This is a genomic window from Williamsia muralis NBRC 105860, from assembly GCF_001598915.1.
GTDB classification, from domain to species: Bacteria; Actinomycetota; Actinomycetes; order Mycobacteriales; family Mycobacteriaceae; genus Williamsia; species Williamsia muralis.
The window spans coordinates 744,239-770,005 of record NZ_BDAP01000003.1; the positions used below are offsets into that span (position 1 = coordinate 744,239).

The 25,767-nt window shown below is 64.9% G+C and carries 23 protein-coding genes and 1 tRNA gene; 4 read left to right on the top strand and 20 right to left on the bottom strand.

Translation table 11 applies throughout. The features are described from left to right. Positions 1–26: 26 nt before the first annotated feature. On the bottom strand, positions 27–356 hold the full coding sequence (locus tag WIMU1_RS15485) for a hypothetical protein (protein ID WP_062798463.1): 330 nt from the start codon (positions 354–356) through the stop codon (positions 27–29). Positions 357–986: 630 nt separating this feature from the next. Then, positions 987–1,901, bottom strand: coding sequence for an alpha/beta fold hydrolase (locus WIMU1_RS15490; protein ID WP_062798465.1), 915 nt, complete (start codon positions 1,899–1,901; stop codon positions 987–989). 159 nt (positions 1,902–2,060) lie between these two features. Between WIMU1_RS15490 and WIMU1_RS15495 the strand changes: the two genes are divergently transcribed. The 3 genes from WIMU1_RS15495 to WIMU1_RS15505 all read left to right on the top strand — a co-directional run bounded on the left by WIMU1_RS15495 (position 2,061) and on the right by WIMU1_RS15505 (position 5,023). Beyond that, positions 2,061–2,732, top strand: coding sequence for a HEAT repeat domain-containing protein (locus WIMU1_RS15495; RefSeq protein WP_120802978.1), 672 nt, complete (start codon positions 2,061–2,063; stop codon positions 2,730–2,732). Positions 2,733–2,836: 104 nt separating this feature from the next. Then, positions 2,837–3,655 carry a DNA-formamidopyrimidine glycosylase family protein gene (locus WIMU1_RS15500; RefSeq protein WP_062798468.1) on the top strand — a complete coding sequence of 273 codons (819 nt, stop codon included), beginning with the start codon at positions 2,837–2,839 and terminating at the stop codon, positions 3,653–3,655. A gap of 36 nt (positions 3,656–3,691) precedes the next feature. Continuing rightward, entirely contained in the window at positions 3,692–5,023 is a 1,332-nt protein-coding gene (locus tag WIMU1_RS15505; protein ID WP_062798470.1) for a flavin monoamine oxidase family protein, read from the top strand. Positions 5,024–5,073: 50 nt separating this feature from the next. Here WIMU1_RS15505 and WIMU1_RS15510 read toward each other — a convergent pair. The 16 genes from WIMU1_RS15510 to WIMU1_RS15585 all read right to left on the bottom strand — a co-directional run bounded on the left by WIMU1_RS15510 (position 5,074) and on the right by WIMU1_RS15585 (position 21,015). Further along, positions 5,074–5,147: transfer RNA gene (locus WIMU1_RS15510), tRNA-Pro, on the bottom strand. Between the two features lie 86 nt (positions 5,148–5,233). Beyond that, a complete protein-coding gene (der, locus tag WIMU1_RS15515; RefSeq protein WP_030162491.1) occupies positions 5,234–6,661 on the bottom strand; it encodes a ribosome biogenesis GTPase Der in 1,428 nt (475 codons plus the stop codon). After that, positions 6,658–7,326 carry a (d)CMP kinase gene (gene cmk, locus WIMU1_RS15520; RefSeq protein ID WP_174548747.1) on the bottom strand — a complete coding sequence of 223 codons (669 nt, stop codon included), beginning with the start codon at positions 7,324–7,326 and terminating at the stop codon, positions 6,658–6,660. The genes der and cmk overlap by 4 nt, the downstream gene beginning before the upstream one ends. A gap of 17 nt (positions 7,327–7,343) precedes the next feature. Continuing rightward, positions 7,344–8,687: a pseudouridine synthase gene (locus WIMU1_RS15525; protein WP_084248274.1), complete on the bottom strand. Its 1,344-nt coding sequence runs from the start codon at positions 8,685–8,687 to the stop codon at positions 7,344–7,346. A 26-nt stretch (positions 8,688–8,713) separates the two neighbouring features. Beyond that, on the bottom strand, positions 8,714–9,412 hold the full coding sequence (gene scpB, locus WIMU1_RS15530) for an SMC-Scp complex subunit ScpB (protein WP_062798474.1): 699 nt from the start codon (positions 9,410–9,412) through the stop codon (positions 8,714–8,716). Further along, positions 9,405–10,214, bottom strand: coding sequence for a segregation and condensation protein A (locus WIMU1_RS15535; RefSeq protein ID WP_062798673.1), 810 nt, complete (start codon positions 10,212–10,214; stop codon positions 9,405–9,407). The genes scpB and WIMU1_RS15535 overlap by 8 nt, the downstream gene beginning before the upstream one ends. A gap of 5 nt (positions 10,215–10,219) precedes the next feature. Then, entirely contained in the window at positions 10,220–11,143 is a 924-nt protein-coding gene (locus WIMU1_RS15540) for a ParA family protein (RefSeq protein ID WP_023957947.1), read from the bottom strand. A gap of 123 nt (positions 11,144–11,266) precedes the next feature. Continuing rightward, positions 11,267–12,193, bottom strand: coding sequence for a site-specific tyrosine recombinase XerD (xerD, locus tag WIMU1_RS15545; RefSeq protein ID WP_062798476.1), 927 nt, complete (start codon positions 12,191–12,193; stop codon positions 11,267–11,269). 51 nt (positions 12,194–12,244) lie between these two features. Then, on the bottom strand, positions 12,245–12,880 hold the full coding sequence (locus tag WIMU1_RS15550) for an NUDIX domain-containing protein (protein ID WP_062798478.1): 636 nt from the start codon (positions 12,878–12,880) through the stop codon (positions 12,245–12,247). Further along, positions 12,877–14,637 (bottom strand): CTP synthase, encoded by a 1,761-nt coding sequence (gene pyrG / locus WIMU1_RS15555; protein ID WP_084248275.1) that lies wholly within the window; start codon positions 14,635–14,637, stop codon positions 12,877–12,879. The genes WIMU1_RS15550 and pyrG overlap by 4 nt, the downstream gene beginning before the upstream one ends. A gap of 193 nt (positions 14,638–14,830) precedes the next feature. Continuing rightward, a complete protein-coding gene (locus tag WIMU1_RS15560; protein WP_030162450.1) occupies positions 14,831–15,751 on the bottom strand; it encodes a copper transporter in 921 nt (306 codons plus the stop codon). Positions 15,752–15,874: 123 nt separating this feature from the next. Beyond that, positions 15,875–17,062, bottom strand: a complete 1,188-nt coding sequence (gene steA / locus WIMU1_RS15565; RefSeq protein ID WP_023957939.1) for a putative cytokinetic ring protein SteA — start codon at positions 17,060–17,062, stop codon at positions 15,875–15,877. An 86-nt stretch (positions 17,063–17,148) separates the two neighbouring features. Then, a complete protein-coding gene (recN, locus tag WIMU1_RS15570; protein WP_062798480.1) occupies positions 17,149–18,930 on the bottom strand; it encodes a DNA repair protein RecN in 1,782 nt (593 codons plus the stop codon). Next, the gene (locus WIMU1_RS15575) at positions 18,930–19,910 is read right to left on the bottom strand and encodes an NAD kinase (protein ID WP_062798481.1); all 981 of its coding nucleotides are present in this window, start codon (positions 19,908–19,910) and stop codon (positions 18,930–18,932) included. The genes recN and WIMU1_RS15575 overlap by 1 nt, the downstream gene beginning before the upstream one ends. After that, positions 19,907–20,743: a TlyA family RNA methyltransferase gene (locus WIMU1_RS15580; RefSeq protein WP_062798483.1), complete on the bottom strand. Its 837-nt coding sequence runs from the start codon at positions 20,741–20,743 to the stop codon at positions 19,907–19,909. Before WIMU1_RS15580 ends, WIMU1_RS15575 begins: the two co-directional genes overlap by 4 nt. A gap of 11 nt (positions 20,744–20,754) precedes the next feature. Beyond that, the gene (locus WIMU1_RS15585; RefSeq protein ID WP_062798485.1) at positions 20,755–21,015 is read right to left on the bottom strand and encodes a hypothetical protein; all 261 of its coding nucleotides are present in this window, start codon (positions 21,013–21,015) and stop codon (positions 20,755–20,757) included. Positions 21,016–21,051: 36 nt separating this feature from the next. Between WIMU1_RS15585 and WIMU1_RS15590 the strand changes: the two genes are divergently transcribed. Then, positions 21,052–21,903, top strand: coding sequence for a shikimate 5-dehydrogenase (locus tag WIMU1_RS15590; protein ID WP_062798487.1), 852 nt, complete (start codon positions 21,052–21,054; stop codon positions 21,901–21,903). Between the two features lie 11 nt (positions 21,904–21,914). Here WIMU1_RS15590 and WIMU1_RS15595 read toward each other — a convergent pair whose 3' ends face one another. Beyond that, positions 21,915–23,918 (bottom strand): HAD-IIA family hydrolase, encoded by a 2,004-nt coding sequence (locus WIMU1_RS15595; protein WP_062798488.1) that lies wholly within the window; start codon positions 23,916–23,918, stop codon positions 21,915–21,917. A 160-nt stretch (positions 23,919–24,078) separates the two neighbouring features. Next, a complete protein-coding gene (locus tag WIMU1_RS15600) occupies positions 24,079–25,593 on the bottom strand; it encodes a flavin monoamine oxidase family protein (RefSeq protein ID WP_084248276.1) in 1,515 nt (504 codons plus the stop codon). Between the last annotated feature and the right edge of the window lie 174 nt (positions 25,594–25,767).

The following is a 25,767-nucleotide window of genomic DNA, read 5'->3' on the forward strand; positions in this document are numbered from 1 at the left end:
CCCAGTCGAGAACATGTCCGTCGAACTCAGTACCGCACAGACCACAGCGGGGAGTCTTGCAGTCGTCGGGTGGGGGTCGCGGTGAGCAGGTCGAATCGGTGCGGGTCGGAGGTGACGGCTGCGGCGGCCCCCTCGACAGCCGATCTCGTTCCACTCGGGCCCGAGGTGAACACCAGATACGCATTGCCCGCTCGTGCAGTGTGCACCTCGGCGACCACTTCTCCTGTCTGAACAGGCGCCAGACGACTGCGCAGCAAGCTCAACCAGTGAGCGGAGGACATGGTCGTGTCGACGACCCGAGCATGCACGATCACGGGTTCGCCGCGACCATCACGGTTGCCGGCGTTGTTGCCCACCGGCCACCTCCGTGCTCGCCTCAACGACCCGACCCCTCGACGGATCGCTGAGGATGTTCTCTCCACCTCGTCCCTCAGCCCACGTGCCTCAGACAACTTCTCCCCCTGCCAGTTTGAGAAATCACCTGTCCCTGCGCACCCGCGGTTCGTGCGTTCTTGCGATTCCCTGTCGGCAAGAACGCGGCACCACATGATCGGCACCCACGCGCATCGGTGCAGTCAACCTGTCCGGGAGAGATGCGCGGCCTGCTGACCGGCACATGCCTCCGCTGACCCGACGCCGTCACACGTGAGCGGACAGGTGAAGAACTCGCGATCGGAGCCGATCGACCTCGACACATGCACTCCACGACTGACCGTGCGTCAACAACGCTATTCATTCCTTGCGATCGAACTCGGAACCCCAGAGTTCGAGAAATTGCTCCCGGCTGGGAGCGCAAAAGTGATCTTAAGGGACATTGTTGCAGGGCCGCAACAAATTAACTATCTGTCTTTTGTTCACCGGAAGAGCGGAGGATACGCAATCGCTGAATGGGGCCCCTACGCCGCTCGCGATCACGAAATCAGCGCACGATCAAACCGCCTGCGGCCGCAGGTAAGCAGAGCTGAATGACGGTTGAGGGCAGAGAATCACCAAGGCGAGTGCAGACCGAGGTGGCGGAGGACCGCCGACTGCACCGCACCTGCATCCGGGCCCAACCACGCGGAAAGGTGGCTGCCCGCGTCGATTGTCATCAATTGACCGTTGGGCAGTGAATCGGTTGCGTAGACGGATTGCTCGAACGGGACATCTGCATCAGTTCGGGCATGCACCATCAACACTGGTGCGGCGACGGCGTCCAACGGTAGGTCTAGTGTGCGAAATTGCTCGAAGTCGTTGTCGAACCCTGCTTTCCGGTTCCCGGTCACCATGCTGAACAGTTCCGTCGCAAATTGCCGCTGCCCGGGGTCCGACATGATCTGCGCAGTCAGCTGTTTCGCTTGCGCGCGAGTCATGTCACCTTCGCCGGCAACCAGCGTCGAGATCGCGGTGGCGGCAGCCTTGTCGACGAGAGCGTTCGCGAACCACGTACCGAGCCGGGTGAAAAGCATTCTCTCCTCGCCCATCTCGAGCCGGCCACGTAACGTTCGAGCAGGATTGAACGTCGTACTGACGCCGGCGATGACCGCGACGGCTGCCACACGGCCAGGATGGGCGGCCGCCAGCTCATAGCTGACCGGCCCGCCGCCCGACCAGCACATGACACCGAATCGGTCGATACCCAATGTCGACATGAGCTCGGCCACCTGGTCCGCTTGCGCTGACGGAGTCCGATTGCGTTCTGCCAGTGGAGTGTTCAGATACCCGGGCCGCGAGATAGCGATGATTCGATGATGAACTGCCAGGAACCTGCTCATGAGGACACCTTGATCGCAGCCGCCAGGCGATCCGTGCAGAAACAGCACTGGCGGGCCGGCGCCTGTATCGGTGTACTCGATTGGCCCCTGCGAGGTGTCTGCAACGACAGCTGCCACGTCCGCCTTGTCCTGACCGTGTCGCGCCATGTCGCGGCTCCTTCGCCGAGTCAGCACTTTCAAGGACAGTAACGCGCTCCAGCACCCGTAGGGCGCCGAACCGGCGTGCCCGTACGGCTCGGTCTTATCCCGTGGCGTCAGACCCACATCGGATGAGAGGCTGTGAATCACTTCCAGGAGGTGAGTCCCATCGACCGGCCACATCAGAATGATCAGACCCGGCGTCTGACGCACGCGTTGCATGACGCTGACTCGTCGACTCGCTTGCGAACGGCGCTCGCAGCGGGCACCGAGCCGCACGCTGAGTTTGTCAGCGTTCTGGTGGAGTGCTGCGCGTTCGAGTCGGACTTCTACGTCCGGGACATGCTGACGTGGGCACTGACCCGCCATCCTGCTGAGATCGTCGTCCCGCTCCTGCTGGCTGAGCTGCATTCCACGACGGCGCAGGCCCGCAGTCAGGCCTTGCACACCTTGTCGAAGATCGGCGATCGCGCGACATGGGCTGACATACCCCTCGAGCTCGTGCACGATGCCGACGACGAGGTGGCCCGAGCGGCGTGGCGTGCCGTTGTTGTCCTGGTTCCCGACGGGCACGAACACACCGTGGCGCTTGAGCTGGCAACGGAACTCGGTCGCGGCGACCGTGAAACCCAACGGAGTCTCAGCCGGGCGCTGATCGAACTCGGCGACACAGTTCCCGGCATCCTCGATACCGCAAGCGAGAGCGGCAATCCCGCGGTACGCGCTCACGCCAGGGCGACCCAACGCCTCTGGGATGACCCCGACAGCGCATTCACCGTGACAGTCGAGGATGCCAAGAAGATCGCCAACGCCGGACCGCTGCCGGACCAGGACGCATAGCTCGACCCGGGGGCGTCGCGCACCGACCACCGGCACAGCCGCGATGAGGCCATGACAGGGCTTGAGCACTTGAGCAGATCGCGCCGGAGGGGTAGACCGAACAGGTGCCGGAACTGCCAGAGGTCGAAAACGCGAGACAGGTCGTCGAGAAGGCGCTCAATCGCGTCATTGTCGACATCGACGACACCGACACGTTCGAGTGCCGTCCGCATCGGCCGGGCGAGATCGCGGGTGCACTGAAGGGCGGCAAGCTGACCGATGCTCGTCGCCGGGGCAAGGCCATGTGGTGCGAGACGACGATCGCCGACGGCTCCGCTGGTCCGACGCTTGGTATCCACCTCGGCATGGGCGGGCGAATCATCGTCACCGCACCGGACGGCGACCAGACCTCACAGTACGGCGGCGGGGACCCGCACGTCGGTGAACGCGACACCGACAAGCCTGAATGGACGCGCTTCGCCATGACGTTCGAAGACGGAGGTCAACTCAGGCTCTTCGACAAACGCCGCCTCGGCAGGGTTCGCCTCGAGCCGGACATCGACGCGCTCGGGCCTGATGCCGCTGAGATCTCGCGGGAGGATTTTCGTCTCCGAATCGGTTCCAGCGGAGCACCTCTCAAGGCACGGCTGCTCGATCAGGCCGCGATCGCCGGCGTCGGCAATCTCCTCGCCGATGAAGTCCTGTGGCAGAGCGCGCAGTCACCGGCGCGGCGTTGCAAAACCCTCACAACCGACGAACTCGACGAGCTACGTGTCGTCCTGCGCCGCGCCATCCGATCCGCGATCAAGAAAGGCGGCGTCCACACCGGCGAGATCATCCCGTACCGCAAGTCCGGCGCCGTGTGCCCTCGATGCGGTGCACCGATGTCGCGGGGCACGGTGGGCGGACGCACGACGTGGTGGTGTTCGAAGGAACAGTCGTGACCTCCGGATTCACATGGCGATAGATCGGAATATGCAGTGACAGACTTTGACACGCTGGTCGTCGGTGCCGGGATAGCCGGATTGACCGTCGCACGAATCCTCTCGGGAGAGGGCGGGCGCGTGGTGATCCTGGAAGCTCGCGATCGGGTGGGCGGACGCGTCTGGACGTCGCGTGCCGACGGCGACGTCATCGACTACGGCGCATCGTGGATACACGGGGTCGACAACAACCCGGTTGCCGACGCAGTCGACGCTTTCGGCATGCGCACCGTGGAGTTCACCGTGGGCAGCTTTCAACCAGGCGGGCCAATCGCCTACTACTCCCCCGCCGGCACCCGATTGAATGCCGAGGAGACGGAGCGTTTTGTGGCCGACATCCATCGGTTCGACGAGCAATTCAGACTTACCGTCGCCGCTTCGGAGCCGGGTACATCATACGGCAGGGCAGTCGAAGCCGCTCTGGCGCAAATTGATTGGAGCAACCAACGCGCGATGCGCGTCCGCGAGTTCATGCGGCATCGGACCGAGGAACAACTCGGTGTGTGGCTTGACGACCTCGACGCACATGGGCTCGACGACGATGCGATCGAGGGAGCAGAAGTCGTCTTCCCCGACGGATATGACGTACTCGCCACCAGCCTTGCCGAGGGACTCGACGTTCGACTCGAGCACGAGGTCACGCGAGTGCAGTGGGGGCAGGCCGGTGCCTCCGTCGACACCAGCCGCGGTCGCTTCTCTGCCGACCGGGTGGTGGTCACGGTGCCGATCGGTGTGCTGAAGTCGCCAGAGTTCGTCTTTGATCCCCCACTACCCGAGGCACACAATAAGGCTCTCGCCAGGCTCGGGATGAACGCTTTCGAGAAGGTGTTCTTGCAGTTCCCGCGCAAGTTCTGGGATGAAGACGTCTATGCGATACGCCAACAAGGGGAAGCCGGCCGCTGGTGGCATTCCTGGTACGACGTGAGCTCGACGGCGGGTTCTCCGACCCTCCTGACATTCGCCGCCGGCCCGTGTGCACGAGAGACACGCAAATGGTCGGACGCGCAGATCGCCGACTCCGTCCTCGATGCACTCCGAAAGCTGTACGGCGACCGCGTCGTCGAACCCCAACGGGTACACGTCACGCGGTGGCAGGACGACCCGTACTCGCGGGGTTCGTACTCCTACATGGCAGTGGGCTCGGACCGCGTGGATCACGACGATCTGGCCATACCGATCGACGACGTGCTGCACCTGGCGGGCGAGGCAACCTGGACCGACGATCCCTCCACGGTGACCGGTGCGCTGAAGTCAGGGCATCGTGCTGCGGAGCAGATCCTGGGTCGTGCCGTCCCGTTCGAGAAGATCTGGGCCGAGCCCGGGCACTGAAAAGGCGGCTCCGGATTTCTCCGGAACCGCCTTGACCTTTGCCATCACTGTCGGGCTGACAGGATTTGAACCTGCGACCACTTGACCCCCAGTCAAGTGCGCTACCAAACTGCGCCACAGCCCGTTGCTGATCCGTGAGGAGCAGCGTCAGAAAGACTATCTGACGGGCGGCCTCCGATGCCAATCGGTTCCCGGAGTGCCGCCCATCAGCTACTTCTTGCGCTCTCGCTTCTCGCGAACGCGCACGTTCACCCGGACAGGTGAGCCGTCGAAGTTGAAGGCTTCCCGCAGCTTGCGCTCCAGGAACCGGCGATAACCGGCCTCCAGGAACCCCGTGGTGAAGAACACAAACGTCGGCGGCCTGGTGGCCGCCTGGGTGGCGAACATGACCCTGGGTAGCCGGCCTCCGCGCATGGGCGGCGGTGTCTCGGCGATCACGGCCTTGAGCCACGTGTTGAGCTGCCCGGTGGACACTCGCTTGTCCCATGACTCCAGCGCGGTCTCCAGCGCCGGCACGAGCTTTTGGACGGCGCGTCCCGTGTGCGCGGAGATGTTGACCGTCCGTGCCCAGGGCACGCGCGACAGGTCGCGGTCGATCTCCTTCTCCAACTGCGTCCGGCGATCCTCGTCGACCAGGTCCCACTTGTTGAAGGCGATCACCAGAGCACGGCCGGCCTCGATGATCATCGTGAGGACCCGCTGGTCCTGCTCGGTGATCGGTTCGGACGCGTCGATGAGCAGCACGGCCACTTCAGCTGCCTCGATGGCCGAACGGGTACGCAGCGAGGCGTAGAACTCGTGTCCGCTCGACTGCTGCACCTTTTTGCGCAGGCCGGCAGTGTCGACGAAGTTCCAGATCTTGCCGCCCAGCTCGACCAGCTCGTCGACCGGGTCGACGGTGGTTCCGGCAACGTTGTCGACAACCGCCCGATCTTCTCCGGTCAGTTTGTTCATGAGAGAGCTCTTGCCCACGTTGGGCTTGCCCACCAACGCAACTCGGCGCGGACCACCCGTGAGAACGGATTCTCGGGGGGTCTCGGGCAGCGCTTCCAGGATCCGGTCGAGCAGATCGCCGGTGCCACGGCCGTGAGCTGCGGACACCGTGAACGGCTCCCCCAGACCCAGCGACCACAACGACGCGGCTTCCGATTCGAGGCGTTCATCATCAACCTTGTTGGCTGCCAGCAGCACTGGGGTCTTCGACCGGCGCAGCACCTTGGCAACCGCTTCGTCGGTGCTGGTGGCACCGACCGTGGCATCCACGACGAGAACGATCGCGTCGGCCGTCTTCATCGCGACCTCGGCCTGGCGGGCCACCGACTGTGCCATCCCTTTGGCGTCCGGTTCCCAACCGCCGGTGTCCTGCACCAGGAACCGTCGACCGGCCCAGGAGGCGTCGTACGACACGCGGTCGCGTGTCACCCCGGGCACATCCTCCACAACCGCCTCGCGGCGACCGAGGATGCGGTTGACGAGTGAAGACTTACCCACGTTCGGGCGTCCGACGATGGCGACCGTCGGAACGGCAAGTGGGGCGCCGTCGTCGTCCACATCGGCGAACTCACTCAGGTCCCATTCGGCTTCATCTGTCCATATGCCGTCAGACGACGGCGCGGCGCCATCAAAAGTGTCACTCATGCTTTTACCTCAATCCGGTTACGCGCCAACTCGACCAGCTTGGCGATAACCTCTTCGATGCCCAGATCGGTGGTGTCGACCTGGACCGCATCCTCCGCGGGCCGCAACGGCGACGTCGCTCGTGTGGAATCCAGATGATCCCGACGGACTACGTCGTCAAGAACCGTTTGGTAGTCGCTTTTCATTCCCGCAGCGGTGTTCTGATCATGTCGACGCTGCGCCCGCGCCGCCGGCGACGCTGTGAGAAAGATTTTCAACGTGGCGTCCGGAAACACAACGGTGCCGATGTCGCGGCCTTCCAGAACGCTGAGCCCACTCTGCGCGAGGTCGCGTTGTGCCTGGACCAGACGCGTGCGTACTGCGGGTACCGCCGACACCGCAGACACTGCACGCGTCACCGCGTCGCTCCGGATCTCGTCGGTCACGTCCTCGCCGTCCATCATGACGATCTGCGCTTGCGGATCGTTGGTGACGGAGATGGTGAGGTCGTCGGTGGCCTTGTCGATCGATTCCGGGTCATCCAGCGACGCGCCGGCGCGAAGGGCCTTGAGCGTTGCCACCCGGTACATGGCGCCGGTGTCGATGTAGTTGCCGCCCAGCGCTATTGCCACTCGACGGGAGACGCTCGACTTGCCGGTGCCGGCGGGGCCGTCGATCGCTATCACGGCTCGTTCGGTTCCGGTCACATCCCCACCGCCTTGTACAGGGCACCGATCTCGTTGTTGCCCAGCACCCGCAACGTTCCCGGACGCTGCTCTCCGACGTTGACTGCGCCGATGTCGGTGCGTACCAAGCGGATCACCGGGTAACCGGCTTCATCGAGGAGGCGGCGCACAATCCGCTTGCGCCCTTCGTGCAGGGTCAGCTGCAGCAAGGAGATTCCCTCGTTCACGTCGAGCAGCGAGAACTTGTCGACCTTGGCCGGGCCGTCATCGAGCTCGATACCGTCGCGCAGGATCTTGCCCAGCGTGCGGTGCGCCTCACCGCGAACGGTGGCCATGTACGTCTTCGGCACCTCGAAGGACGGGTGCATCAACCGATGGGCGAGTTCACCGTCGTTGGTCAGCAAGATGAGACCCTCGGTGTCCGCGTCCAGACGGCCCACGTGAAAGAGCCTCTGCCCGGCCATGACTCGCTCGGCAACCAGATCACCGATGCAGGGACGACCGAAGTCATCTGCCATCGTCGACTGCCAGCCCTTGGGCTTGTTCAGTGCCAGGTACTGGTGTTCTTCGTTGACGACCACGCGCGCGCCATCCACTCGCACGACGGCTGTCTTGGGATCGATGCGAAGGCCCTGCTCCAGGACAATTTCACCGTCGACCTCGACCCGACCGGCGGCAATCAGCTCTTCGGCACCGCGTCGCGATGCGACCCCGGACTGCGCGAGGACCTTTTGCAGCCGCATGCCGCCTTCGACGTACGTCGCACCATCGCCGCCGACATCCAACGGGTTCTGCTCGCGCGCCGGCTTTGCGTTGTTGAGCCGCACCTGGCCGCTCTTCACATCGGGTGCCGACCGCGGTTTGCCCTCGGGCCCAGCACCTTTGCGATGGCTCTTCCGGAATCGTTCGACGGCCGCACCCTGTCCGCGATGTGCGGGCTTACCGCCGCGCTCCCCCGCGGGCTTCCCACTGCGCTCAGCGCCGGGCCTACCCGCGCGCTCGCCGGTGGAACGGCCACGTTCTCCCGTGGGCCGTCCACCGCGTTCGTCTGACTGCCTGCCGGCACGGTCGGCACCGGGGCGTCCGCCTCGCTCGCCACGTTCTCCGGCCGGCCTACCGCCACGATCTCCCGACGGCCTACCGCCACGATCGGCCGTCGGCCTGCCGCCGCGTTCACCTGCGGGGCGCTCTCGACGATCTCTTGATGGGCGCGCGCCGCGCTCGGCTGCGGGTTTACCGCCACGCTCCGCTGACGGGCGTCCTCCGCGGTCGGGCTCGGCCGAGTCCTCGAACCTCGAAGCGCGCCTCTTGCCCTTGTCTTTGTTTCTGTCCGGTCTGCCGTCTCGGCTAGCGGGTGCCATGCTTTTGTCCCTAATTCCCGTTGTCGTCAGTCGTCGTCAACGGTGATGTTGTTGGTCTTGTCCCTCAAGTCTGCCCTGCCACCTGCCAACTTGGCGAATCTCGGGTCGCTGTTGATCTCGTCACCGAGGGCATCGATCACATCCACATCGGGCAGCAGCGGCGCCAGATCCGGCAGCTCACCGAGCGAAGCGAGACCCAGACGCTCCAGGAACAGTTCCGTGGTGCGATACATCACCGCGCCCGAATCGACGTCGGTCCCCGCCTCACTGATCAGACCACGAGCAATCAAGGTACGGATGACCCCGTCGACGTTGACACCACGAACAGCACTGACACGAGACCGTGTCACCGGCTGTCGATAGGCGATGACGGCGAGCGTCTCCAACGCCGCCCGGGTCAGTTTCGAGCGTGCGCCATCGAGCAGGAGCCGTTCAACGTACGGCGCGAAGTCGTTGCGGGTGTAGTACCGCCAGCCGTCCCCGGCAAACCGCAGGTCCATGCCACTGCGACGCTCGGTCAGCTCTTGGCTCATCTGACGGAGAAGGGCATCCACCCGAGCGCTGGTCTCATCGAGCGCCGATGCCAGCTGCTCACTCGTGGCGGGTGTGTCGACCACAAGCAACATGGCTTCGAGGGCTGCCCGCATCTCGGGTTCGTCGAGGGTCTCCGCCTCGAAGAGTGCGTCCGATTCCACGGCCGAAACGCCGCCGTCTGGCTCATCCATAGTCTTCCGCCTTCACCACGATCGCCGCAGGATCTGAGATCTCCCCGGTCCAACTGACCCGCAAGGTACCGAGCGCCTCAGGTTGTTCAAATGCGACTGCACGTTCCCGGAACAATTCGAGCAGGGCCAGGAACCGGGCCACCACTCCGAGCCCTGAGTCACACTCGGCCACCAGATCGGTGAAACTCACCCACGCTCCCGCGCCGGCATTGCGCAAGATCTCACCGACTCGGGCCGCCTGTTCAGGAACCGAGATCTGTGAGACGTGTAGGTGCCCGAGACCGACTTGCGGAACCGGTTTGGGCGTCATGGCCGCAACGGCCACCTCGGCGAACACCGCCGGGCTGACGCCGATCGTCACCTCGGGCAGCAACGACTCGAACTGCGGCTCCAGCGATACCGCACGCGGATAACGTTGCAGCGCAGCTGCTTCCAGCTCGGCAAAAAGTGCAGCTACTTGTTTGTAAGCCCGATACTGCAGCAAGCGCGCGAAAAGTAGATCCCGGGCTTCGAGTAGTGCGAGGTCTTCGTCGTTCTCCACCTCACCAGACGGCAGCAGTCGTGCCGCCTTCAGATCGAGCAAGGTGGCAGCCACCACGAGGAACTGGGTGGTCTGATCCAAGCCCATCTCGGTACCGAGTTGCTTGGTGTAGGCGATGAAGTCGTCGGTGACCTCGTGGAGCGCCACCTCGGTGACATCCATCCGGTGCTGGCCGATGAGGTTGAGCAGCAGGTCGAAGGGGCCCTCGAAGTTGGTCAGTTTGACCTGGAAACCCGTTTTCTCCGGTGGTGCTTCTGTCATCACGACTAGCGGGTGCGGGCGATGACTTCGCGGGCCAGCGCTCGGTATGCGCGCGCACCCGCAGACTTCGGTGCCCATGACGTGATGGGTTCGCCCGCAACGCTGGTCTCGGGGAAGCGGACGGTGCGCGCGATCACGGTGTCGTACACCTTGTCCCCGAACACCTCGACAACTCGGGCCATCACCTCACGGGAATGCAGGGTGCGCGCATCGAACATGGTTACGAGGATGCCGCCGAGCTTGAGGCGCGGGTTGAGCCGATCACGCACTTTTTCGATGGTGTCGTTGAGCAGCGCCAGCCCACGAAGACTGAAGTACTCGCATTCCATCGGGATGATCACGGTGTCGGCGCACGAGAGCGCATTGACGGTGAGCAAACCGAGTGACGGCTGGCAGTCGATGAGCACGTAGTCGTAGCGGTCGAGCAGAGGGTGCAAAGCGCGGCCCAGCGTGTGTTCACGGCCGACTTCGGTGACCAATTGGATCTCGGCCGCGGACAGATCGATGTTCGACGGGAGTAGGTCGAGGTTCTCGACCCGCGTGCGCATGAGCACCTCGTCCGCCGACACCTGCGGCGGGACCAGCATGTTGTGGACGGTCAGGTCGAGTTCGTGATGGGGTACGCCGAGCCCCGCCGACAACGCGCCCTGAGGGTCCAGGTCCACGAGCAACACGCGACGCCCGCACTCGGCGAGAGCGGCGCCCAGGTTGATGGTGGAGGTGGTCTTGCCGACCCCACCCTTCTGGTTGCAGACGGCAACCACCGTCGCCGGGCCGTGATGGTCGAGCGGCGCCGGCTCGGGCACCTCACGCACGGGGCGTCCGGTCGGACCCAATTCACTCGTTGGGCTGGGCTTCTCGCGATCGTGATCCCAGCCGCTCGGCGTCGTCTCGTCGTCGTTGTCGCCGCGCGAAGGCGTGGAGATCATCAATTGATGCGCGTCACGCCCGTGGCCTCGATCTGGTGGCTGTGGCGTTGTCACATCACGAGCCTAGTGGGTCGGCGCGACACGGCTGTGGAGGCTCACCGTCGCGGGCACAGCGGGACGTCCTCACCGGGCCCGTGGATGAGCCATGGCATACACCTCACGCATGGTGCCGACCGTGACCAGGGTGTACACCTGCGTGGTGGTCACCGATGCGTGACCCAAGAGTTCCTGCACGACGCGTACATCGGCGCCGCCGTCCAGCAGGTGGGTCGCAAAACTGTGTCGCAACGTGTGTGGCGAGACCGATTTGTCCAATCCTGCACGCGCCGCCGCGTCGACGAGCACCTGCCACGCACTCTGCCGACTCAAACGCCCCCCGCGGGTGTTGAGGAACAACGCCGGGTTGAACCGCGAGACCAGCGCGGGGCGCCCTCGCACCAGGTAGGCATCGAGTGCGGCGATGGCCGGCCTCCCGACCGGCACCACCCGCTCCTTGCCTCCTTTGCCGCGCAGCAGAACGGACCGGGACCCGGTATCGATGTCGTCGACATCCAGAGTGACGGCCTCGGAGATCCGGGCCCCGCAGCTGTACAAGAGCTCCAGCAATGCCCGGTCACGCAGCGGTCGCGGCCCGTCGGAGACGTCGTCTCCCCCGCTGGCGGCGAGGATCGCCAGCACTTCGTCCACGGGCAGGCTTTTGGGCAGTCGGCGCGGCGCCTTGGGTGGCGCGACGGCATGCGCGACGTTGGCCTGCACAAGCCCCTCGCCGGCAGCGAACTTGTGAAATCCTCTGGTGGCCACCAGGGTTCGAGCGATCGAGCTGTCCGCGAGTGGCGGTCGTTCCTTGTCCGGATCGCCACGACGCAACGCAACCAGGAACTCCCGGATGTCGGATTCGGCGACCTCGGCGAGCGAATCGATCCCCCGCTCGGCCAGATACTCCTGGTACCGCCGCAGATCTCTGGCATACGACTGCAAGGTGTTGGCGGCCGAGCCGCGCTCGACCTCCAGGTGATCCAGATACATCTGCACCTGGTCTGCGAGGGTCATGGCGCGGCCGGGCTCATGAGTTCTCGAGAACGTCGAAGGCCCGGCCGGCGGTCATGCCTGTGCAGCCTTGCGTTGAGCGAACGCGACAGGCCGGTCAGCCCAGGGCGCGTCGGTGCCGCGCAGCGAAACAGAGCGCGCCCGGGCCGCAACCAGTGACAGGATGCCGCTCACCGCCGTCGAGTTGACAATTTCGCCCGAGAGCACCTTGTCCACTGCATCATCGAGGCCGACCCACTGCATCTTCATGTCGGCTTCTTCGTCTTCGGGGTCTGGCCGCGGGACCTCCCGGATCCCCGTCGCGAGATATACGCGCAGGGCCTCATCGGTGAATCCCGGTGAGACAGCCACGTCGACCAACACGTTCCAGTGGTCGGCAGCCAAGCCGGTCTCTTCGACCAGTTCCCGCTTGGCCGCTTCCAACGGTGACTCATCCGGCCCGGCGTCGAGCAGACCTGCGGGCAGTTCGAGGAGCCGACGACCGAGCGGATGCCGGTACTGCAAGACCAGTGCGATCTCGTCTTTGTCGTTCACCGCGGCGATGGCGACCGCACCGTGGTGTTCGACCACCTCACGCTTTGCTGTGCGGCCTCCCGGCATCTGGACCTCGTCGACCCGTAGGGCCACGATGGCGCCGCTGTACTGCAATTCGCTTCCGACCGTGCCGAACTCATGTGGCGACTGGCTCAAGCCCCGGCCTCCAGCACACCGGCCTCGGCAGCGGTGACGTCATCGAGATCGGCGGGATCCGCGTCGTCATCGGGATGGATGTTCACCGGCAGTCGTTCGGCTGCCTTGTACCGCAGCGATGCCCGCACGAACGCACTGAACAATGGATGGGGGCGAGTGGGGCGGCTCTTGAGCTCAGGGTGCGCCTGCGTGCCCACCATGAACGGGTGCACCTCGCGCGGGTACTCGACGAACTCCACCAGGTGCCCGTCCGGTGAGGTACCCGAGAACACGAGGCCACTCTCTGCGATCTTGTCCCGGTAGGAATTGTTCACCTCGAACCGGTGGCGATGGCGTTCGGAGACCTCGACTGCGTTGTAGGCCGTGGCCACCACGGAACCGCGATCCAGCTTGGCGGGATAGGCGCCCAGCCGCATGGTTCCGCCGAGGTCGGCTTCGCCGGCGACAGCCTGCTCCTGGTCAGCCATCGTCGAGATCACGGGGAACGGGGTCTCGGGGTCGAACTCGGTGGAACTCGCCTCATCGAGCCCAGCGGCTCGTGCGGCCTCGATCACGATGCACTGCAGACCGAGGCACAGACCCAGCAACGGGACGCCGTGGGTGCGCGCGAACCGCACAGCGCCCACCTTGCCCTCGATGCCCCGGATCCCGAACCCTCCGGGGATGAGGATGCCGTCCGCGCGGGCCAGCGCCGTCTTCGCGCCGTCATCCTCGGCACATTCGTCCGATTGCACCCAGACGAGGTTGACCTTCGCGCGGTGGGCGAATCCGCCGGCCCGGATGGCCTCGGTCACCGACAGGTAGGCGTCGGGCAGCTCGACATACTTACCCACCAGCGCGATCGTCACCTCCTCGCGCGGCTCGTGAACCCGCTTGAGGAGTTCACCCCACACGGTCCAGTCGACGTCGCGGAACGGCAGACCGAGCTTGCGCACCACGTACGCATCGAGCTGTTCGGAGTGGAGCACCTTGGGGATGTCGTAGATGGACGGGGCGTCCGGTGTCGAGATGACGCCTTCGACCTCCACGTCGCACATGAGGGCGATCTTGTTCTTGAGGGGCTCGGGCACATCGCGGTCGCAGCGCAGGATCAACGCGTCGGGCTGGATACCGATGTTGCGCAGGGCGGCCACCGAGTGCTGGGTGGGCTTGGTCTTGAGCTCACCCGACGGCGCCAGGTACGGCACCAGGGACACGTGCAGGAAGAACACGTTGTCGCGGCCGACATCGTGGCGGATCTGGCGAGCGGCCTCGATGAAAGGCTGCGACTCGATGTCACCGACGGTGCCCCCGATCTCGGTGATGACCACATCGGGGATCTCACCGTCGGCGTCGGCCTGGCTCATCGCCCGGACGCGGTTCTTGATCTCGTCGGTGATGTGCGGGATCACCTGAACCGTGTCGCCGAGGTATTCACCGCGACGTTCTTTCGCGATGACAGTCGAATAAACTTGTCCGGTGGTCACATTCGCGAAACCGGAGAGATCGCGGTCGAGGAATCGTTCGTAGTGACCGACGTCGAGGTCGGTCTCGGCGCCGTCTTCTGTGACGAACACCTCACCGTGCTGAAAAGGATTCATCGTGCCCGGATCCACGTTCAGATATGGATCGAGCTTCTGCATCGTGACGCGAAGGCCGCGAGCTGTGAGCAACTGGCCGAGGCTCGAAGCCGTCAGGCCTTTGCCGAGTGACGACGCGACGCCCCCGGTGACAAAGATGTGTTTTGTGCCTGAGCGCGCATGGCGTAGTGGTCGCAACGCTTCTTCCGTTCGGCTGGAGACGAAGCCGAGGGCGGGGCTTGACCATCGGCTAGGGGGCAAGAAAACCTTGCCTACCTACGGGACTCCACGGTAACACCAATGCGGACGTTTCTTCACCGCCGCGACACGGACCGCACGCTCGCCACCATCGGTATCCCGACCGCGGTGGCGAGCGCCCATAAAGCGTCTGTCATTCCGGGGCGATGGCGGTGGCCCCTGGGCCGGTGCCGAATGCTCCCTGCTTGTTGCCGAGCTCGTCGGTGAGGGCCAGCACTGTGGTGATGCGTCCAGTGGCCTGATCGACGTTGTCGACAGTCGAGATCTTCGAGTTGAGCGATGGATCGGCCCGGACCACAGCGATGGGCGAGGAGCCCTCTGCCGATCCCGTGCGTCCGACCAGGACGGTGCCCGATCCCCGCTGGGCGAACGCCACGGCGAAGCGCCCGATCACTTGCCCGCGCGCTCCGGAGTCGTCCGCGAACTTGTTGCCTGTCACAACAATCGACAACTGGGCGGGCTTCACCGCGCCGTTGGCGTAGTCGACGAAACCTCCCTGCTTGAGCGCTGCCAGACCGGCGGTGGTGTCGCTCGACGAGACCTGCGGTTCGGCGTCCTCCGGCGACAGGTTCAGCAGCAGCCCGAGAAGATCACCGGCGCGCCCGCCGGAGTCTGTCAGTTCGGTCCGGAGTTCACTGCCGGGCGGAATGGACTGGTCGATGATCGACCGCATCTTCTCGGCATTCTGGTCACTGATGAACGCCTCCGTCAGAGCCAGCTGGCCGTTGAAGATCGCACCGGACTTGTTCAGGTTGTCTTTGACGGCCGCGATGTCACCCTCATCGGCGTTCGGAGTGGTGATGATGAGCACAGGGCGGTCCTTGAGGCTCCCGCCGAGCAACCGACCCGCGATGGCGGCGTCAAAATTGTTCGCCGCGTTGAGATTACTGCTGAGTTGCTGATTCTCGTCTCGCAGTTGCTGCTCACGTTCATCCTGCGCATCGCTGGACGACCCGAAGGTGTCGGCGACGAAACCGGAGCCCAACACCACACCCACAGCCAGCGCCAGGAACACCGCGACCAGCGAAATGGCATGCTGGCGAAGCGAAATCACAGATCCCTCTTTCTCCCCGAGGTGCCGCACCCGAGTACGGGGCGGTACCGCGGACACATCGTGTCAATCATCGCCGGCAGCGGGTTCGACGTTGCCTTGCGGGCACTGGACCGAGGTGAGGCGTCACTCATTCCAGACCCGGGTGACCCAATCGGCCAGCCGGTCCCACTGATCTGCTGCCCAGTCGATCACCTCGGTGCCGGCGCTCGACATCAGTACCGCAACGATCAACGCCGTCAGTGCGGCCAGGATCAGCAGGGCCACCGCCGCGCCGGAGACCCGTGAGCGGTACAGGGTGGCAACAGCTTTCGAGTCGACCAGCTTGGGACCGACCTTGAGCCGCGTCAGGAACGTGGACGGGTTCGATTCCCGCAGGCTGCGGTCGAAGAACTCGTCGATCGATGCCGCGTGGCCGACGGTGACGATGAGGGCCGCTTCGTGATGGTTGACAAGCAGCAGGGCCAAGTCAGCGGCCGAGCCCGCCGCAGGGAAGGTCATGGCCCCGATACCGAGGTCCTGAATTCGCTCGAGCCCGGGGGCATGTCCGTCGGGGTCGGCCGGAAGCACCACCTGCGCGCCCGATTTGAGCGTTGCGGACTTCATACCTTCGGGGTCGCCGACCACGAGATCAGGACGGTAACCCATCTCCATCAACGTGTCGGCGCCACCTTCGACACCAACCATGAGCGGCTGGTATTCCTTGATGAACGGCTTGAGGCGCTTGAGGTCCGCGACGTGGTCGGGCCCGTCCGCGACCACCACGACGTGGCGGCCCTCGATGCGGATGTCGACATCCGGCACGCCCACTCCGTCGATGATCAACGGTGACTCGCTGCGGATGAACTCGATCGTGTTGCCGGAGAACGCCTCCAGATGATCGACCAGGCCTGTCTTCGCATCGATCATCAGGTCCGCGATCTCGCGCTCGCCCAGTTCGGTGCCCTTGGCGAGCCGACGCTCACCGCTGTAGAGCCCGCCTTCGTCGATCCGGATCTTCGCGCCATCCTTGATGCGTTTGAACACCTCGACGCCCACGTCGTCGATCAGGGTGATGCCGGAAGCCGCCAGCAGCTCGGGACCGAGGTTGGGGAACCGACCGGAGATGGACGGCGAGGCATTGACCACCGCCACCACGTCGGCGGCCACCAGGGCGTCCGCGGTGACGCGATCGAGGTCGACCTCGTCGAGGATCACGATGTCCCCGGGGCCGACTCTCGAGAGCAGTCGTTTGGTGTTCTTGTCGATCCTGGCGATACCGCTGATCCCAGGCAGAGTTTCGGTTGTGCGTGACAGCAGGGCAGGCATCTTCATGCGAGAAACACTGAACCACTACTCGACAGTTTTGGCGGAGGCGCGCCGTAACACACGCCACTTTTGTCACACGAGTAACAACGGTGTCATTCCGCGAATGCGGTCTTCTCCTGCTCGGCGGTGCCGAGAAGTTCCTCGGCATGAGCACGTCCGGTGTCCGAGTCACCCAGGCCGGCAAGCATGCGAGCCAGTTCGGCGATGCGTTCGTCGCGGTCGAGCACCTCGACCGAGCTGGTGACCCGACCGGCCTTTCCGCCGCGCGATTGCGCACTGGTCTGCTTGCCGATCAGCAGATGATTGTCGGCAAAAGCCGCGACCTGCGGGAGATGCGTGACGACGATGACTTGATGGGCTCGGGCAAGTCGGGCCAGCCTGCGGCCGATCTCCACCGCTGCCCGCCCACCGACGCCGGCATCGACCTCGTCGAACACCATCGTCGATCCTCTGCCCTGACCTGCCAGCACCACTTCGAGTGCCAGCATCACCCGCGACAGTTCACCGCCAGATGCCGACTTCGCGATGGGACGAGCAGGCGCGCCCGCGTGTGCACTCAGGCCGAACTCCACTCTGTCCACACCATGTGATCCGGCATGCACCTGCTGTCCGGAGACCTCGATGGACCGGCGATCGCCGTCGGTGGCCACGTCGGATGCCACCGAGACCTCTAGTTGCGCATCCCCCATCGCCAACCCGGACAGCTCTGAACTGACCTTGCTGGCAAGCGATTTGGCCGCCTTCACCCTCACCTTGGTCAACTTGACCGCCGCAGCGGCGACATCGTCTCTCGCGGCGGACACCCGGGCGGCGAGCTCGTCGAGCGACTCCGAGGAGTCGCCGATCTCGGCCAGCCGCGACCGGGCGGCCTCGGCCCATCCGATGACGCCGTCGATGTCCGGTGCGTACTTGCGGACCAGCGACTTGAGTTCGGCCTGCCGTTGGAGCAACTGCTCGAGTTCGGCAGCGTCGGTGGGCAGACCGGAGACGAACGAACTGAGCTCTTCCCCGATGTCACCGACCACGGTCAACGCTTCTTCGACGCGCGGCAGCAGGGTCCGCAGGGTGTCGTCGTTGATCGCTGCCAGCGTCGTCCGGACTGCACCCAACCCGTCGAGTACCGACGATCCAGTCCCCGCGTCGATTTCCGAACCTGCGCCCGTCACCACGTCCAGTGCGGTCACCGCAGCGTTGCGAATGGTCTCCAGATCGCTGAGCTGACGGACGGTCGTGGCGATCTCTTCGTCTTCTCGCGGTTGCGGGGCGACCTTGTCGATCTCATCGAGCCCGAAACGCAATCGGTCTGCTTCCTGGGCGATCTCCCGCGAATTGGCCTGTCGATCGCGCAGCTGGTCGGCGAGGGTGATCCACCGTTCGCGCGCCTCGCGATAGGCCTTGAGCGGTTTGGTGACCGCCTCGGCCGCGAACCGATCGAGTGCGTCGCGCTGGTGCTCGGCCCGCAGGAGCCGCAACTGGTCGTTCTGCCCGTGGATGGCGAGCTGTCCACTGGTGAACTGCCCCAGCAGCCCGACCGGGACCGACCGTCCACCCAGATGTGCCCGCGAGCGGCCGTCGGCGTTGACGGTGCGGACGGCGATGACGGTGCCATCCTCGTCGAGTTCTGCCCCTGACGAGTCGAGCACCTCCGCTGCGTCCGGGCCCGTCGCCCGGAACCGGCCTTCGACAACCGCACGTGCCTGCCCCGATCGCACGCGCCCCGCATCGGCCCTGGCACCCGACAACAGATGCAGGCTGGTGACAACCATCGTCTTGCCTGCACCCGTCTCACCGGTCAGCACGGTCAAACCCTCGTGGAACTCGGCACCGGCCTTGTCGATGACACCGAGGCCACTGATCGAGATCTCTTCGAGCACTACAGCTGCCTCCCCCGCCACCCGGTGACCGGTAGCTGGAACTTACGGACCAGACGATCGGCGAACGGGTCCGAATCGATGCGCACCCAATGCACCGGTCGCTCACCACGAACGACCTCGATCCGACCTCCCGCCGGAACGTCGATGTTGCGGCGACCGTCGCACGACAAGAGCGCATCCTGCCCCCGGGCCAGTACCTCCACCGCGACCCGCGACTGGGGGCTGGTGATCATCGGCCGGGCGAAGAGTGCGTGCGCATTCGACGGCACCAGCAAGATCGCCTCGAGATCCGGCCACATCACGGGTCCGCCCGCGGAAAACGCGTAGGCCGTCGATCCGGTCGGCGTGGACACCAAGATCCCATCCGCCCCGAACGCCGAGACCGGTCGGCCGTCGACCTCGGTGATCAACTCCAGAACCCCTTGCCGCGAAAGGTTCTGGATGCTCGCCTCGTTCAGAGCCCAGCTCTTCGCGATCACTTCTCCGTCGACGTGGACGCAGACGTCCAACGTCATCCGGTCTTCGATCTCATAGTCGCGGCGAATCAGCTTGCCGATCACTTCATCGACCCGGTTGGCCTCCGCCTCGGCCAGAAAACCGATGTGCCCGAGGTTGATCCCGAGTACCGGCGCCCCGACGGGGTGGGCGAGTTCGGCAGCTCGCAGGAACGTGCCGTCGCCGCCGAGCACGATGACCACCTCGCAACCCGCCGCGGACTGTTCGTCGCCGGCGGTGACCGCGACATCGGCGCCGATCTCGCGGAGCTCGGCGGGATCGAGTGGATAGACCGTGCCGAGATATTGGGGCCCAGGGTGGCTGGGCATGGTGTCGTGGTCGATCACCCGCAGTCCGACGCCCGCCTCGGCGCATCGTTTGGCGATCACGGCCATGGTCTCGTGGACGTTGTCGCGTCCGGTGTGGGCGACCACCAAGAACTCACGTCCCGATGCCGCCGGTGCGGCGTCGTTGTGGTCTGTCACTGGGGCCCTTCCTCGATTGCCTGGGCTATCGCCGCGCGTACCTCGTCGTCCACCGTCACCGGTTCCGACGCGCCCGCTGCAGTCGACTCTTTTCGCAGCCACAGGAAGTATTCAACATTGCCCGACGGTCCTGGCAGCGGGCTGGCAACCGCACCGAGCGTGCGAAGCCCATGCCCCGCTGCTGTCTGGGCCACGGCAGTCACCGCTTCTGTACGTAGAGCCCGATCTCGCACGACTCCCCCTGATCCCACCCGGTCTTTGCCGACCTCGAACTGCGGTTTGACCATCGGAAGCAGGTCCGCTCCCTCCTGAGCGCAGTCGGCGAACGCTGCGAGCACCAGGTTAAGGGAGATGAACGACAAGTCGGCGACGACAACCTCCACCGGACCGCCGATCTGCTCGGCGGACAGGCTCCGAACGTTCGTGCGGTCACGGACGTCGACGCGCGGATCGTTCTGTATGCGCCAGATGAGCTGGCCGTACCCGACGTCGACCGCAACCACTTCGGCAGCTCCACGGCGCAGCAACACATCGGTGAAGCCGCCGGTGGACGCACCGGCATCCAGGCAACGTTTGCCCGCTACTGATAGTCCGAGCGGTTCGAAGGCGTCCAGTGCACCCAGGAGCTTGTGGGCGCCCCGTGAGGCCCAACCTTCGTCGTCGGAGTCGGCTACGACGATCGGGGCACCGAGGTCGACATTGGTGGCCGGCTTGGAGGCGACCGTTCCATTGACCTTGACGCGGCCGGCTTCGATGAGTGCTCGGGCGTGGTCACGAGACCGCGCTTCACCTCGCCTGACCAGCTCGGCGTCCAGCCGGGCTCTACGCGCCATGAGAACGGAACTCAGACACGATCGACCTTTTCGAGGGCCTCGGTGAGTACCGTGTGCGCTCTGTCCAGCAGCTCGGCCTGCCGGGCGAGCTGGTTCAGACCCATGCCTTCGGCGTCGTCACCGGCCGCGACTTGATCGGCCTGCTCGAGCAGGTCTGCCACCCGCTCCCGGATCTCACCGAGGTCGACGTTGGATGCAGGTTCGACAGGAGCCGGCCCAGGTTTGGGGCCGGGCCTGGGGCCTGGGATGGGGCCGGGGCGGGGATGGTTCATCGCCTGCCAAGGCTAGTCGATTGTTAGCGTCGAGTGATGACGTCCACCACTGACGGATCGCCGTCCCACGCACCTGATGCCCGTGTCCTCCGCCGTGAGACGCAATTGTGTATCTCCCTGTCGGGACGGCCGAGCAACATCGGCACCAAGTTTCACAACTATCTGTACAACGAAATCGGGCTTGACTACGTCTACAAGGCGTTCACGACAACAGATCTGCCCGCTGCCATCGGAGGTCTACGAGCCCTCGGCATCCGCGGTGCCGGAATCTCGATGCCCTTCAAGGAAGAAGTCATCGAGTTGGTCGACGTGATGCATGATTCGGCCGCCGCCATCGCGTCGGTGAACACGATCGTCAACGAGGACGGTGTCCTCCATGCCTACAACACCGACTATCAGGCAGCGGCAAATCTGTTGCGCGACAGCGCGATACCGAACAATTATTCAGTAGCGATCGCCGGTAGCGGAGGGATGGCCAAAGCGGTGGTCGCCGCTCTCCGCGATGAGGGATACCAGAACACCGTCGTGGTGGCCCGCAACCGTGTCGCCGGTTCCGCGCTGGCAGAACAATATGGCTTCACCTGGCAACCAGACCTCGGCGCGGACCGCCCACAGCTACTGGTCAATGCGACCCCGATCGGCATGGCAGGCGGCCCCGACGCTCACGGCCTGCCCTTCCCCACCGAGGTTGTCGAGGCAGCACAGGCCGCGTTCGATGTGGTCGCGATGCCGTCGCGGACCCCACTCATCGCGGCGTTCGAGAACCGACCCACCATCACCGGCGCACAGGTGATCGCCCTGCAGGCGGCCGAGCAATTCGTGCTGTACACCGGTGTGCGCCCGACCGACGAACAGATCACGGCCGCATCCGAGTTCTCTCGGAGCTGACCGGTCCGCACTCAGCTCAGGAGACCGGCACCCATCAGAGCGGCTTGCGCTTCTTCTTCGGCGGCCTCCACGGTCCAGCGAGCGCGCGGCTCCTGTGACCACGCGGCATGGAGCACCGCGTAGAGAACCGCGCTCGCGTCCGCACCGTCTTGAGCGACCACGGTCAACGTGCCGTCCAGGACACTGACGTGCCAGCCGGGGCGCGGGCCGACGACAACATCGTCCGCCGCGGCGTTGAGTCCGCTGAGATCCGCCGACACGAACGTGGGGCGCTGCGCCTCCGGAGCATTCAGCGCATCAACGGCGGTGCTGACACCGGTGAGGACAAGCAAGCTGTCCGCCTCGATGGCGTTGGCGCCTTCGATATCGGTGTCGAGTCGGTCGCCGACCACCAGCGGCGTCTTGGAACCGCTGCGGTTGACCGCGTCGATCATCAGCGGTGCCGCAGGCTTTCCGGCGACCTGCGGTTGCTGCCCGGTTGCGTTTGCCACGGCGGCCACCATCGAACCGTTGCCGACGAGGAGTCCGCGGTCGGTCGGAAGCGTGGCGTCGACGTTGCAGGCAACCCAGCGGGCACCGGCCCGGATCGCCAGGGCAGCCTCGGAAAGATTGGACCAGTCGGTGTCCGGCGAATGTCCTTGCACAACAGCGGCCGGACGATCGTCGGCGCTTCGTGTCACCCCGAGGCCTGCAGATCGGACCTCGTGGACGAGTGCGTCGGTTCCCACGACCAAGACCCGCGAACCCATCGGCAACTGTTCGGCGAGCAGCCGAGCGGCGGTCTGAGCACTGGTGACGACCTCATCGGGTTCCGCGACGAAACCGAGATCGCGCAGGTGCGCGGCGACATCGTCCGGAGACCGGCTGGCGTTGTTGGTGACGTAGAAGTTGCGCTGGTCGCCGGCGTCCAATGCTTCTCTTGCGCCGGGGATCTCGTCTTTTCCGGCGTAGACGGTACCGTCGAGATCCAGGAGCAGGACGTCGTAGCCATCGCGCAGGCGCGCACCCGGCTCGGCGGGCTCAGCCGGGATGAGTTTCGGGACAACGGGAGCGGGGACCTGAACAGGCTCTGCAACCACAGGAACCGACCGGGTTGTCGGAGCGGACTGGGCAAGTGTTGTCGGCGTGGAGGTCTCGTCCTCGCCGGCAAAGCCACCTTCTTCGAACTCGGTGTCGACGCCCTCGGGGTTGCTCAGCTCCATGAGCCGTTCCTCGGCGTCGGTCACATCGTCGTCGTCGGCGGCAGCGGCGTTCATGAACCAGGTGATCGCCTCGTCACGACGGCCGGCGGCCAGCAATGCCGCGGCATAGGCGTAGAAGTAACGGGCGGCCTCGGTACCGCCTCGAGATGGGTCGAGGTCTTTGGTCTGCAGGGTGACGATGGCTTTGTCGAAGTCGCCGAGGTCGAGACGTGCGCCCGACTCGACGATGCGCATCTCGGCAGCCTCTTCGCCGGTGAGTGCCCGGGCTTCTTCGCTTCTGGCAACATCGATTGCACGTTCGGGCCGCCCCAGACCACGCTCGCAGTCGGCGATCATGGGCAGCAGGGCATTCCCACCTGACATCCGGCGGGCTGCGCGCAGTTCGGACAGCGCCTCCGCCCACTCCTGGGCATTGTAGGCCGCGAGCCCGGCTGCCTCCCGGACCATCGCAATCCGGCCGGCGCGACGACGCGCAGCGCGTGCGTGTTCCAGGGCGAGCTGAGGATCCTCGTCGAGCAGCCGGAACGTCATGATCAGGTGCCGCGACACGGTGTCGGCATTGGTGCGGTCGAGACTCAAGAGGTCGCGGCGTACAGCGGTATCCAGATCCTGCGGCACCACGTCTTCAGGAATGAGCGGTTCGGGCGGCCGATTGGCCGAGCCGGTTCCGCGGCGTGCATCCGAGTCATTGCGGAAGTTGCGTCCGCGGTCTGCGCCCGAGCGATTCGATCCCCCCTGACGGTCGGATGACCGGCCACCGGGTTGATTGCCACGTCCACTGCCGCCGGTGTTTCCGCCACTGCCACGGTTCATTCTGTCGTTCACGTCTGCCTCTTCGTCACGATCTCACCGCAGCGGACGGGCCGCCGAATCGATGGATTCACGCTATGTAGTTGCCTGTTGATGGCCGATCGGCCGCACGCCAGGGTAGTCGCTGAGGGCCCTCCACGACGAATTGCCGGTGACGCGCACGCTACAAAGCCGCGATGACCTCACGAGCGGCACGTTCCCCGGATCTCACTGCGCCGTCCATGTACCCGGTCCAGTAGTCGGAAGTCTCCGTACCAGCCCAGTGGACCGGGCCCACGGGCGCCCGCAAGGAACTGCCATACCGTGTCAGCGTTCCGGGTCTGCTGACGGCCACCGGGCCACCTTGCGACCACGGTTCGAGATCCCACTTGAAAACGCCGTGATCTAAGTGGTTGCGGGCCTCCGGACCGAAATAGTCGACGAAGTTCTTGATGCACTCGTCGACCAGCTGTTCCTGCGGAGCGTTGTCCAACCGCCGCATCGCGTCGGCCGAGATGAACCCCATCAGGACGTGATTGCCTTCGGCATAATTCTCGAAGCAAACGTCGATCGGGTCGCCGTTTCCGATGACCTGACCCGACAATCCCTTCGCACGCCAGAACGGCTCGGCGTACACGGCTGCGAACTTGCTGATGGCACCCATCCGGTAGCCGTCCTGCAAACCGGTACGGTCTGCCGGCAGCCCAGGGCTGAACTGGATGCGACCGGTGATCGCGGGCGACATGGCAACGATGACCTTCCTGGCCCGCAACGCCCCCGCATCACTCTGTACGGTCGTGAACCCATCGCTCCACGAGATGTGACGGACTGCGGTGTTGTACACCATGCGATCACCCAGCGCTGCGGCCATTCGAAGAGGAATCAGCGCAGCACCGCCGACAAAGAGCCGCTCCTGGGCGCCACCGGAGGTACTCAGTAGTCGGATGAGGCTACCGGGGTTGGCCTCGTCTCCTGCCGCCGCAACATAGTTGAAGAAGTACAGCGCCGACACTTCGTCTGCTTCGACGGAAAGCGCAGCAGAACAGGCGAGGGAGAGCAACATCCTGGCGGTCGGAGACATCGATCGTGCTTCCAGCCATTGCTTCCAGGTGATCGAGTCCAGGTAAGACGCATCAGGGTGCTTCCATGGTTCACCCACAGGGAATTGAAGCAGACCTTGCACCTCGAGCTGAGCGAGTGCGAACGCCGCCTCAGGGCTGGCCGGGTCGATCGGCACTCCCAGCGCACTCGGCATGGTCGAACGCCGGCCACTGTTCCAGAAAACGCTGTCGCCCTCGTTGTAGGTGGGCACGGAAACCACACCGTACTCACGTGCCAACACGGCAATATGGGTCTGCGTCGGACCCACGAACTCGGCTCCGGCATCGAGGGTGACACCTAGTTTCGGTGTCGTGATGTTGTGGACACGTCCGCCGGCGCGTTCGCGGGCCTCGAGAACCCGCACCGACTTTCCGGCTCTTGCAAGAGATCTCGCAGCAGCAAGACCTGACAGACCGCCGCCGACGATGACAACGTCGAGAATCTCATCGGGGTTCATTCCCGCGCTGGATGTCCCGGCTCCGAGAACAGAGGCCCCGACGGAGACACCAACCGCCCCTGCCACCGCCGCGCCCAACAATTGTCTGCGGGTCATGCCGGCAACGCTCAGAACAGGGCGCGGATCTTCGGTGTACGACATGGCCAGAAGTGTAGGACGCCGGACCCGCCAGTGGGTCGTTTGACCCAGTTTTGATGTAGGCAGCCGTGCGCGAGTCCGACTTAAGGCGTCATCTCACACATCGCGGATATGTCCGGACATAGCAAAACGCCCCGCGTCCAACATCTTTCGATGTCAGACGCGAGGCGCTCGCGA